12 protein-coding genes are annotated in these 11,819 nt (G+C 41.4%); 10 read left to right on the top strand and 2 right to left on the bottom strand.

What is annotated here, in order from left to right:
• The first annotated feature begins 23 nt into the window (after positions 1-23).
• The 6 genes from BA81_RS15595 (at position 24) to BA81_RS15570 (ending at position 4,067) form a co-directional block, all read left to right on the top strand.
• Positions 24-872 (top strand): MBL fold metallo-hydrolase, encoded by an 849-nt coding sequence (locus BA81_RS15595; protein WP_034283563.1) that lies wholly within the window; start codon positions 24-26, stop codon positions 870-872.
• A gap of 173 nt (positions 873-1,045) precedes the next feature.
• Positions 1,046-1,636, top strand: coding sequence for a Crp/Fnr family transcriptional regulator (locus tag BA81_RS15590; protein WP_034283561.1), 591 nt, complete (start codon positions 1,046-1,048; stop codon positions 1,634-1,636).
• A 70-nt stretch (positions 1,637-1,706) separates the two neighbouring features.
• Positions 1,707-2,048, top strand: coding sequence for a darcynin family protein (locus BA81_RS15585; RefSeq protein ID WP_034283651.1), 342 nt, complete (start codon positions 1,707-1,709; stop codon positions 2,046-2,048).
• A 105-nt stretch (positions 2,049-2,153) separates the two neighbouring features.
• Entirely contained in the window at positions 2,154-2,660 is a 507-nt protein-coding gene (locus BA81_RS15580; protein ID WP_024424003.1) for an LURP-one-related/scramblase family protein, read from the top strand.
• Positions 2,661-2,675: 15 nt separating this feature from the next.
• The gene (locus tag BA81_RS15575) at positions 2,676-3,182 is read left to right on the top strand and encodes a hypothetical protein (RefSeq protein WP_034283559.1); all 507 of its coding nucleotides are present in this window, start codon (positions 2,676-2,678) and stop codon (positions 3,180-3,182) included.
• 9 nt (positions 3,183-3,191) lie between these two features.
• The gene (locus BA81_RS15570) at positions 3,192-4,067 is read left to right on the top strand and encodes a LysR family transcriptional regulator (protein ID WP_227001689.1); all 876 of its coding nucleotides are present in this window, start codon (positions 3,192-3,194) and stop codon (positions 4,065-4,067) included.
• Positions 4,068-4,106: 39 nt separating this feature from the next.
• Here BA81_RS15570 and BA81_RS15565 read toward each other — a convergent pair whose 3' ends face one another.
• Positions 4,107-5,003 carry a PhzF family phenazine biosynthesis protein gene (locus tag BA81_RS15565; protein ID WP_034283556.1) on the bottom strand — a complete coding sequence of 299 codons (897 nt, stop codon included), beginning with the start codon at positions 5,001-5,003 and terminating at the stop codon, positions 4,107-4,109.
• A 176-nt stretch (positions 5,004-5,179) separates the two neighbouring features.
• On the opposite strand from BA81_RS15565, the gene BA81_RS15560 reads away from it, so the two are divergent.
• Entirely contained in the window at positions 5,180-5,773 is a 594-nt protein-coding gene (locus tag BA81_RS15560) for an Imm64 family immunity protein (protein WP_108909022.1), read from the top strand.
• A 42-nt stretch (positions 5,774-5,815) separates the two neighbouring features.
• On the opposite strand, the gene BA81_RS15555 is transcribed toward BA81_RS15560, so the two are convergent.
• A complete protein-coding gene (locus tag BA81_RS15555; protein WP_034283554.1) occupies positions 5,816-6,526 on the bottom strand; it encodes a GntR family transcriptional regulator in 711 nt (236 codons plus the stop codon).
• Positions 6,527-6,681: 155 nt separating this feature from the next.
• On the opposite strand from BA81_RS15555, the gene BA81_RS15550 reads away from it, so the two are divergent.
• The 3 genes from BA81_RS15550 (at position 6,682) to BA81_RS15535 (ending at position 11,638) form a co-directional block, all read left to right on the top strand.
• The gene (locus BA81_RS15550; RefSeq protein WP_034283552.1) at positions 6,682-8,580 is read left to right on the top strand and encodes a beta-glucoside-specific PTS transporter subunit IIABC; all 1,899 of its coding nucleotides are present in this window, start codon (positions 6,682-6,684) and stop codon (positions 8,578-8,580) included.
• Between the two features lie 12 nt (positions 8,581-8,592).
• Entirely contained in the window at positions 8,593-10,029 is a 1,437-nt protein-coding gene (gene bglA / locus BA81_RS15545; RefSeq protein ID WP_034283551.1) for a 6-phospho-beta-glucosidase BglA, read from the top strand.
• Between the two features lie 373 nt (positions 10,030-10,402).
• A complete protein-coding gene (locus tag BA81_RS15535; RefSeq protein WP_034283549.1) occupies positions 10,403-11,638 on the top strand; it encodes a TerD family protein in 1,236 nt (411 codons plus the stop codon).
• Positions 11,639-11,819 lie beyond the last annotated feature (181 nt).

Below are 11,819 nucleotides of genomic sequence, written 5' to 3'. Positions count from 1 at the left end.
ATGACAGAAAGTAGGAAGCACCTTTGCACTCAATTAAAAAAATAGGTCAGAGTTTTTGGTACATCACACCAGTATCACTCACCGACCGCCCCATCCTAGGCATGGTCGTTGGCAATAACAAAACATTAATGATCGATGCGGGTAACTCAGAAGATCATGCGAACTATTTCATCCAAAGAACTTTAAAGCACGAGAACGCCAAGCCTGATATGGTTGTCCTCACGCATTGGCATTGGGATCATATTTTTGGTCTGCCTGCGCTGCCTGATACGGTTTCAATTGCTTCTGCACAGACAAGAAAGGAAATGGAGGAGCTTGTTCCGTTTTCGTGGTCAGATGAGGCGATTGATGAGCGGGTGAGGGAAGGAACGGAGATTGAGTTCTGCGCGAAGGCCATTAAGGAAGAATATCAGGGTCATCGAGATATTCAGGTGGTTTTACCGGATGTCACGTTTGATCGTCGGATGGAGATTGATCTTGGCGGGGTCACTTGCATCGTGCAACATGTTGGAGGCGATCATGCGGCAGATTCAGTGATCGTGTATGTGAAAGAAGAGAAAATTCTTTTTCTTGGTGATTGCATTTATCCGAAAATGTATGCCGAAAAAGTTCATTATACGGTGAAAGAAATATTGCGTCTTTTAGATGAGTTAGATGCTTTTGATGCCGATACGTATATTCCTTCACACCAAAGACCGTGGACAAAAGAGGAGTTTCGTCAGGAAACAGACAAAGTTCGGATGATAGCGAAATTCACTGATCTATGTGGTGGAGATCAGCAGAAAATCACGAAAGAATATCAAAATTATGTGAACAGAGAACTGAAAGAAGATGAATTAGAAACCATTGCTTATTTTGTAAATGGGTATTAAATAATAACTAAAAAAAGTCTCATTTGAGTGATTTCCCTCAAACGAGACTTTTTTTGCCTCACGGATTGTGACAGACTTATTTTTGGCATTGATAATAAAAAAATCCCAAGTAGACTTGAGTGTTTTCTGATAAATTTTTTATCGAGTTTTCCTTATTAGGAGGTAAAAAACATATGGACAAAATAACTGATCCATACGACACTTTCAAAACCAAAATATCCAAATATCCAATCGAACAAAATCATTGGCAAGCCTTCAAAGATGGAACAACGATTAAACAATTAAAAGCAGGTACATGCATGATCAAAGCTGGCGATCCAGTGAAGCATGCTTATTTCTGCATAACGGGGCTCTTCCGTCTCTTCTATTTGTTACCGGATGGAAGGGAGTACAATGTGGCTTTTACGTTGGAAGATGATTTTGCTACTTCTTATGCAAGTATGATCAACGGGCAGCTTTCTCCTTATTCGATTGAAGCAATGGAGGATTCTATCGTGATTGAAATTCCGTATGATCTGCTTCAAATGTTGATGGACAGAAGTCATATGTGGGAGCGGTTTGTTCGGGTTAGTGTAGAAAGGCTTTATACGAGAAAGGAAAAGCGTGAGAGGGAACTGCTCTATTTGCCCGCAATTGAGCGATATCAGGCGTTTTTATTGAAATATCCCGGGTTACATCAACGAATCGCTCAATATCATATTGCCTCATATATTGGTATTTCTCCGGTTTCGCTGAGCAGGCTGCTCCATCCTGCTGAACATTAACCTATGTTAATGCACACTCCCTAGATCTGACGTACAATCATCACATCATAGAAGAATCGGGGGTATGATGATGAAATATATGATGGTTGTTTTATTAGAGTTCTATCCATCTTGGCTTGCTTTGCCACGAGAGGAGCGAAGAACCCATGCGGCTTCGCTGCAAGAGTTGATGCAGAAATATAAAGAACATGTGACAGTGCGCTTTTTTGATGCTGAAGCTCTTCCAGGTAAGGAGTACACAGATTTTGTGATGTGTGAAACGGATGACCTGAAATTCTATCATTTTATGTGGGAAGAGATTAGAGATTCTATTCCTTACACAAGTGGTTATGTCAAAATTAAAGAGGTCATCATGGGAATGGAAGATGCTTTTCAAACATATGAACAAGAATCTCTGAAAATGGATCAGTAATCGAAAACCACCTGATAGCAGGTGGTTTTTTGTACATTCTATTTTTTGGTATAATCAGGGGTAAGGTAAGAACGGATAAATTTTTGAACTGAATCGGAGGTACATATGAAGCAGCTTTATATGAAGCAGAAAGTATTTAGTCTGAGCGGCAGGTTTACGGTAAAGGATCAGCAGGAGAATGATGTATATGTGGTCGAAGGCAGCTTTATGAAGATGCCGAAGACGTTTACCATTTTGAATACAGAACGAGATGAAATCGCTGTGATTACGAAGAAAATGTTTACCTTTTTACCGAAGTTTTTAGTAGAAGTTGGTGGTCAAGAGGTATTGACGATTAAAAAAGAGTTTACGTTCTTTAAAGCAAAATATTCAATTGATGCTGCTGGGATCGAAGTGCAAGGTAACTGGTGGGATATGAATTTTCAGGTGCTCCAGAACGGCGAAGTGATTGGTCAGGTGAAGAAGGAATGGTTTACTTGGGGTGACAGCTATAAGGTTGATATTTTGAAAGAAGAAATGGAGCCTGTGATGATTGCGCTCGTTGTTGCGATTGATTGTGTGAAAGCTGATGAAGCTGCGTCTAGGTCTTCGTCGTCGGCAACGACGAATTAATTGGAGGTTTAAAAATTGGACAACCTCACTCGCATCATAAGATTAAGAGATGCAGAATTATGGGAGTATGAATTTCTCGATAAAAAAGAAATCATTATTTATTTCTCCATTACAGATTTAAATAGAAAAGCAACGACCCATGATAACCCGCTAGCTACCCGAGAAGAATTAGATGAAAGAGATAATTATATTTCAATTGATGTCCATAGTAATCTGGATCTCAAAAAAACGCTTGAAGAAGATACATTTGATGATTTTATCACCACAATCTCATCTTTAGTAGAGCATATGCACGATTTTCACAATGCTCATGTTTTTACTAATATGCACGTTCATGAAAAAATGGACTTAACGGATTTTCAGTTGGAGAAAGATGAAGATTTGCATGGTGATGAAAAAGAACAGCTCTTTACATTTCAACGTTTATGGATTCAGAAGACTTGCCTTCAATTGATAGAACAACATTTAAATCGAAAAATCAAAGAAATATCTAACAGTAGATTTTGCCAAGATCTAATATGAGCTTGTGAGGTGAGCACACTGATCACATTCCAATACAAAGTATTTCTAACAGTCGTCGAGTGCGGCAGTTTTACAAAAGCAGGGGAGAAGCTTGGGCTGACGCAATCTGGGGTGAGTCATAATATTGCGAAGCTTGAGTCGGAACTCGGGATTGTGCTGCTTCGGCGGAATCGAAACGGGCTTTCGTTAACGGACGCAGGTGAGCGGGTGATGCCGCATATCCGGCAAATCATGCATCATGCGGCATTGCTTGAGCAGGAGGCGGCGCTCATTCAAGGGATGGAAGTGGGGAGTATCAAGATAGGGACATTCCCTAGTTTTTCTTCAAATGTCCTTCCACGCCTTATTCATCGTTTTACGCAAATCTATCCGCATATCAAGCTGGAGTTATATGAAGGCGGTTATGAGGAGATTGAGGAATGGATCACTTCTGGCACGGTTGATGTTGGTTTTTTAACGCAGTCATCGAGGGAATTTGAGACCGTTCCACTTTTTCAGGATGAATTGGTGGTGCTCATACAAGAGAATCATCGCTTTCATACGAAGAAAGTGATTGAAGTGGACTCGTTACATGATGAAGCCTTTATCATGCCGAAAGCGGGCTGTGACATACTCGTCAAGAAGCTGTTAAAAGAAAGAGGCGGCGTGAAGCCTCATGTTTTGTTTGAAATTGAAGACAACAATACGCTTATTTCTATGGTTCAAGAAGGACTTGGGGTCACGATCATTCCAAAATTGGTTTTGCCGCCGCACATACCTCATACGAAAGTCATTCCACTGGAGACGAGCGTCTTTCGTGAGGTCAACCTGGCGCTCAAATCATTCAAAGCAGCTTCCCCATCGGCCAAAAGATGGATCGAAACGGTCAAAAATCATTTTAAATAGAATCAGCTTGAACAGGAAGTCCCCATTCAAGCTGATGTTTTATAAAGTTAACACGCCGCGGATCGTGATGACAGCTGCGCCTGCCACTTTAATCACCGGCTTTGATTCATTCGGAATGACTGTGATACGAAGCATGCCAGGTCTGCCGATGGCATCCCCTTGGGCAATGTTCAGGTGAGTGATTTCTTGCTGAGAAATGATACCCTCCAAATAAAGATATCCAGCCAACGCCCCGTTTGCTGCCCCCGTCACAGGATCTTCTGGTATACCAATCCCAGGTGCAAAATCCCTCGTATAAAGATCGCATTCTTTTGAGGTGTGGAACGTATAAAGGTGGGTTGTCGAGATGCCATGCTCTTTATTCATTTTAGCTAAAGCCGCTAAGTTCGGTGCCGCTTGATCAATGTCCTGTTGGTGCTTCATCGGCACAAGAAGATGCCAGTTTCCGGTGTTTGCTAATTTGATAGGATAGGATGGATCGATGCGGTCACTGCTCACACCAAGCATGTCACTAAGCTCTTCTAAATCGATGACAAAATCTCGCGTCCTCGGTGGCACCTGCGTCATTTCCACATCAACGACCTTGCCTTTTTCTTCGTGCCATTCAACAGGCACATTGCCGATCTTTGTTTCTAACACGATCCCTGATCTCTCTTTAGCCAGCCCTAGCTCCGTTGCTAGAAGCCAAGTCAATCCAACAGTCGCATGCCCGCAAAAATTGACCTCTTCCGTCGGTGTGAAGTATTTGACGCGATAATCGGCTTTCTTATCATGGGCAGGAAGCAAGAAGACGGATTCCGGTAAATTCAACTCCTTGGCGATGCTCTGCATATCATCTTCTGTTAAAAACTCACCATCCAACACCACCCCAGCGGCATTTCCTCCAAATTTCTCAGTTGTAAACGCATCGACATGATACACTCTAATGTCTCCCATGTGACGAACCCTCCTATACACTCTTGTTACGTTAATCATAAGTTTGTTTGATGCATTCGTAAAATGAATCTTTTTGATGGTTTAAATCGCAAGTGTTCATGTAAGAGAGGGAGTTTTCATAGAATAATAGTTTAAGTAAAGTATAATGAAAGAAAAAATGAAGCGAGGGATATGACATAACTACAGGTGGGTATATCAATATCGGACTCGTTTTTTATGAAGACATTCATATACCAAATACTTTTCGCCAATTGATTGATTATCTTCTTCAAAAAGACATGTCTATTAAGAAAGTAAAGTTTAGTCTGGACCCTGACGGAGAAACATGGATTGAACACAGTGTTAAAGAGAACATCATCAAAGACGATGATTTTTCTGGTTATTATACAGAGTTTGAATTGTCAGGCAGAAGTTCAGATCGAAAAGGAAGGACAATCAACATACAAAAAGAAACGGGTTTCGTAGGATTCGTTCTCAGTTTAAATTGGACAGAGGTTGTTTCTCATGATGTCATTCATCTTCAGCAGGAGATCATACGCTGTCTTGTGGATCTTTATCATACGATGACGTTTGAATATGCGTTCATTGGACATGAAATTGAAGTCGAAATTCATCCAGATGAGTTTGAAAAGTGTCTGCAAGACCAGCATGCTTTTCCAGTTGCTCTAATTGGCAAAGGAAATCACATAGACATTTATTATGGTGATGTTGGGATTGATGGCCTATCTTCTCAAGAAAGAAGGATGGAATGTTTAAAGGTTAAAAGATAAAAGTAAGAAAGCCTCCTGACACCAGGGGGCTTTTTCCATCCATCACCCATAATAATTATTCGCTTGAATAAAAAATTGGGATTGCATGTAGTTATACGTGATTTTCGAGAAGTCGAAGGGCTGGCCGTTTGTGAGATGAAAGACCGTCTCGACGCGGAGAGCGGGATCGTCTTGCTTAAGTCCGAGGTGCTTTGCTTCGGTTTCATTAAGTTTGCCTACTTGTAAGTACATATCGGAGAAGCCGACTTTGAGTCCAAGCCCTTCACTGATGAATTTAAAAACAGAGTCGGCAGCAATTTCTGTGTTGAGATAGGGAATGATCGTTTTTCGGTAATAGGATTCTTCTAAACATAACGTTTGCCCATTGATGTAACGAATGCGTTTTAGATAAAAGACATCTTCATCTTGTTCAATGTTCAAATTAAGTGCAGCTTCTTCGGACGGCTTGATGGTGTCTAGCATTAAAACTTCTGATGTCAGTTGAAATTCCTCTAAATCTTTTTTAAACCCTTGGTTGGATAAAAGGCTGATGTAGCCCTTACGGCGGTGTCTTCGAACAAAGATGCCGCTGCCCCTCACTTGATAGATAATTCCTTTTCTTTCGAGTAAGTCTAATGATTTGATAATGGTACTTTTGCTCACAGCAAATTGGCTCATGAGTGTTTCGAGTACAGGGAGCTTATCCCCTTGCTGCAGCTCATGGGTGACAATATATTTTTCAATATCGCTCGCAATTTGTTGATACTTTAACATGGCCATTCCTCTTTGTTTTCACGATTTATTGTTCTTGTATTATAGCACATACCAAATTTCCTTTGATATGCCAATTGAAATTATATATGTATTGATATATTGTACCGGTATAATTATAATGTACATATACTAGTAGTGATAAAGGGGGGTTTTATATGTCAAAAGTGAGGGATTATCAAAAGCTTGCAGAAGACATCTTAGAGGCAGTTGGCGGAGAAGAAAATGTGGTGAGTGCCGCAAGATGCGCCACGCGGCTGCGTTTGGTCTTGAAACGTTCGAATCCAAAGGCAAAGGAAGCAGTCAATGCGATGCCTGGCGTCATTACCGTGGTGGAAAACGGCGGTCAATTTCAGGTCGTCATCGGTCAGCATGTTGGTGAGGTCTATGAGCATTTTTCCAGCCTTGTTCAGCTGCAGCCGTCTGAAGATGACCAGGTAAATGAAAACAAGGGAACGGTGCTGAATCGTGTCATCGCGACCATGTCTGCTGTGTTTGCGCCATTTGTGTATATTTTGGCGGCAGCTGGTATTTTACAAGGTGCACTTATCCTCATTAATTTATTATTTCCAAGCTTCTCGAAAACGGGAACGTATGAAGTCTTTAGCTTTATTTCTTGGGCGCCGTTTACGTTCTTGCCTATCTTTATTGCCATTACAGCTGCCAAGCATTTTAAAACGAATATGTATATCGCAGTAGCGTGTACAGCAGCGCTTGTCAGTCCGGCTTGGACGGAGATTGCTGGACGCGTGGCATCAGGGGAAGGCGTTACCTTTTTAGGCATAGCGTTATCTGAAACGGTTTATACGTCATCTGTTTTGCCGCCGTTATTCTTGGTATGGATCCTTTCATATGTAGAGAGATTTTTAAACAAACGCATTCACGAGGTGGTCAAACCGTTATTTGTCCCATTTATCTGTATGGTTGTCATGGTTCCGTTAACCATTCTATTAATTGGTCCACTTTCGACAGCAGGCGCAAATGGAATTGCAAACGGATACAATGTCTTAGCAGAAAATGTCCCAGCTTTAGCAGGCGCCATTATCGGAGGTTTCTGGCAAGTGCTTGTCATTTTCGGTGTTCACTGGGGCATCACACCAATGGTGCTCGCCAACTTTGAACAATATGGACGTGACTCCTTCCAGGCATATCAAACCATCGCTGTTATCGCTCAGGTCGGCGCAGTGTTAGGGGTTATTTTAAAAGCAAGAAACCGCGAAACACGAAAAGTCGGGGTGTCAGCGGGAATCACGGGTCTCTTTGGAATTACCGAGCCTGCGATTTATGGGGTCACCTTGCGTTTCAAGAAACCATTTATTTTCGGATGTATATCTGGAGCGGTCGGGGCCATTGCTGCCAGCTTCTTTACGCCTTATTACTTTGCGTATGCAGGGTTGCCTGGTCCACTGACGATTGTAAATGGAATTAGTTCAGACTTTCCAACATCGATCATCGGCATATTGATTGGTGTCGCAATTGCGCTGATCTTACCAGTTGTGCTCATTCAAATGTTTGGTTATGGGGAAGATACAGTGGAACAGACAGCCGGTGCAACGTCTGATAAAGATCAAGTTGGAGAAAAAATGAATGCTTCGATGAACAATGAAGAAACCATTCCTGCACCGCTTGCAGGGAAAGTACTCCCGTTATCTGAAGTGCCGGATGCCGTATTTAGCTCTGGGGCAATGGGCAAAGGATTTGCGATTGAACCGACAGACAACAAGCTGTATGCACCGTTTGATGGCAGTGTCGTCATGCTTGCGCCGACAAAGCATGCAATTGGACTGCGTTCAGAATTTGGTGTGGAGTTACTTGTTCATGTAGGAATTGATACGGTTTCGCTAGATGGCTCAGCATTTACTCTTCATATCAAAGAAGGCAGCAAGGTGAAGAAGGGTGACTTGTTGATGACATTTGATCAAGAAGCCATTGAAAGCAAGGGATTAAAAACAATCACACCCGTCATCATCACCAATACACAAGCGTACGAAGATGTGATTGTACAAGAACAATCGACATGCCAGTCAACAGACGTCATGATCACAATTGTGAAATAGGAGGAATGAATAATGACATTACCAAAAGAATTTCTATGGGGCGGAGCATTAGCTGCACATCAATTTGAAGGTGGATGGAATGAAGCAGGAAAAGGACCAAGTGTTGTAGATGTGATGACAGCAGGTGCTCACGGAGTACCGAGACAAATAACTGAAACGGTAGAAGAAGATAAATTTTATCCGAATCATGAAGCGATCGATTTCTATCATCGTTATAAGGAAGATATCGCAATGTTTGCCGAAATGGGTCTAAAATGTTTACGTACATCAATTGGCTGGAGCCGGATTTTCCCTAAGGGAGATGAAGCAGAACCGAATGAAGCAGGGTTACAATTCTATGATGATGTATTTGATGAACTGCTCAAGCATGGCATCGAGCCTGTGATTACGCTGTCTCACTTTGAGATGCCGCTTCATTTGGCAAGAGAGTACGGCGGGTTCCGCAGCCGAAAAGTCGCTGAGTATTTCGCGAAATTCGCAGAAGTGTGCTTCAATCGATACAAGGACAAGGTCACATACTGGATGACATTTAATGAAATCAATAACAAAATGGATGTCAACAACCCACTATTCCTTTGGACAAATTCAGGGGTATCAGTCAAAGAAGGCGAAAATGCCAAAGAAGTCATGTATCAAGCAGGACACCATGAATTACTTGCAAGTGCATGGGCAGTAGCCAAAGGAAAAGAGATCAATCCTGCTTTCCAAATTGGAGCGATGGTGTCTCACGTGCCAATCTATCCGTATTCCTCAAATCCAGAGGATGTCATGCTTGCAGAGGAGTATATGAGACAGCGCTATTTCTTCCCAGATGTACAGGTTCGCGGCTACTATCCGAGCTATGCATTAAAAGAATTCGAACGCGAAGGGTATCATATTCCATTTGAAGAAGGCGATGAAGAAAGCTTAAGAAAAGGGAAAGTGGATTATCTAGGCTTTAGCTACTACATGTCGACAACGGTTAAAAGTGATACGGTGTCTGATCACAACGGAGACATTGTCAACGGAGCCCTGCCGCATGGTGTAGATAACCCTTATATCAAATCAAGTGACTGGGGCTGGTCCATTGACCCGACAGGCTTAAGGTATACATTGAATCGTTTTTACGATCGCTATCAAATCCCGCTGTTCATCGTAGAGAATGGATTTGGTGCAATAGATCAAGTGGAAGAAGACGGTTCTATTCACGATCCAGACAGAATTCAATATCTAGCTTCTCATATCGAAGCACTGAAAAAAGCGATTGAATACGACGGTGTGGACCTTATTGGCTACACACCTTGGGGCATCATTGATATCGTGTCATTCACAACAGGTGAAATGAAAAAACGCTACGGCATGATCTACGTTGACCGCGACAACGAAGGTAACGGCTCGATGAAGCGCCTTAAAAAAGATTCGTTTACTTGGTATCAAAACGTCATCGCAACGAACGGTGAAGAAGTGTAATAAAGGAAAATAGAAGCCCGGATGAGCGTGGTATATGCTTGTTCGGGTTTTTCATCGTTTATGTTTTAATAGAGCCTGAACACAAAGGAAGAAGAGGGTAATAGGGACAAAATAGTTCATTGGATTGTGAAAGATCTTGATGTTCAAGTATATTTGAAGAAGAATCCAAAAGCCGAATATCACCATAACAGCAGGAATGATTTTTTTATACATATTGATTCTCCTTTCGAGAGTAGTTTGTTTTAGTTGGCATTTTCTCATATCATTGCAGAAATTGAAAAGAGATAAAGATATTCATAGGTTCTATTACACAATTTGGTATAATTGATCTATAAAAACGATAAATGGTAGATGAGGAATAGGAGTTGTTGAAATGAATCAAACTCTGCAAATGGGTGCCAATACCGTACTAAATTCTCCAAAGGGGCAAGTATCCATCAGTTATGAAGTGTCATCTGCAATTGATATTTCTTTAACTGCGTTTCTTTTAACAGATTCAGATCTAGTTCAAGGAGATAATGGCATTATTTTTTACAATCAGCCGGAGAGTGCCACGGGTGTCGCGACACTTTTACCAGCAGAGATATCAGATCAGTTGAAAAGGCATCAATTGAATTTTGATATGAGTAAAGTGCCTGTTGGAATCACAAAGATGGCGATTACACTAACAGAGGATCAAGGAATTGGCTTTTCTCAAGTGAAGAATCTGCAAGCAGAAATTCGAACAGGTGATGAGGTGCTATACCTAACACCAGTAAAATTTACAAATGAAAAAGGGATTGTCGTAGTAGAGCTGTATATCAGAAATAGTGAAACGAAAGCACGATCCATCTGGCGTGGCTTCAATTCTGGATTGGAAGGGCTATGCAAGCTTTATGGGGTGGAGGTTGAACCTGTTGTACAAGATGTTTCTTCACCTCCTCAAATGGCTTCTGAAAAACAAATTGATGAGCCTGCTCCAATGAAGACAGCCGCTAAAGAGAAAGTGGCTGCACCTATTAGCTTAGAGAAAGTTCAAGGTAAAATTAGTCTAGACAAAGGTCATAAACCGATCATCATTGAAAAAACGCCTGAGATTACAGCTACAGTATCCTGGGAGTCTGGAACGGATTATGATATTTATGCATTGGTCTATACGAAGGCAGGAAAACAAATAGATGTGGCCATGTTTGGCGCAAAAGGTGTTCCAGCTCTCAAAAGTTACGGTAACGGAGCTGTAGAGCATATGGGAGATGTCGGTAGAGACCGTGATTCGCTGAAAACAGAAGTCATTAAATTACGGTTAAATGACGATATCCTTGCTATTGTTCCGGTTGTTTATTCTGCTCAATCAAACGGAACAGGTTCCTTTTATAGATATAGGGTATCTATGAGTATCGATAATCACCAAGGAACGTCTGTGACAATTCATGCCAAACATGCGAATGATAATGATCGGATTTATTCTTGTGTGCCGGGGATGCTTCAAAATACAAATGATGGTGTGATCATCCGTCCGCTAGAGCTTTACAGCAAACCCAATTCCGAGCGCAGACCTAAATTAAAAATGAAGTCATCTAATGAAATTGATGTTTTGATGGATAAAGGACCGATCAATGATTATAAATAAAATAAATGTATGGCTGGACAAAGCAAAGTGCATTGTCTAGCTTATTTTATTTGACCTTTAAATAGAGAGTCTATTCCATTTTTTAAATCATTTAGCCTATTTTTCCGTTTTGAAGGTCACGGTAAAATAGACTTTATGATCAATAATGGAGGGAGTGACTTCTTCTGGGCAAGATACTTGA

Origin of the sequence: Bacillus safensis FO-36b (assembly GCF_000691165.1) — a bacterium.
Lineage (GTDB): Bacteria > Bacillota > Bacilli > Bacillales > Bacillaceae > Bacillus > Bacillus safensis.
The sequence above is the reverse complement of the archived record's forward strand: the minus strand, read 5'-3'. Positions and strand labels throughout refer to the sequence as shown.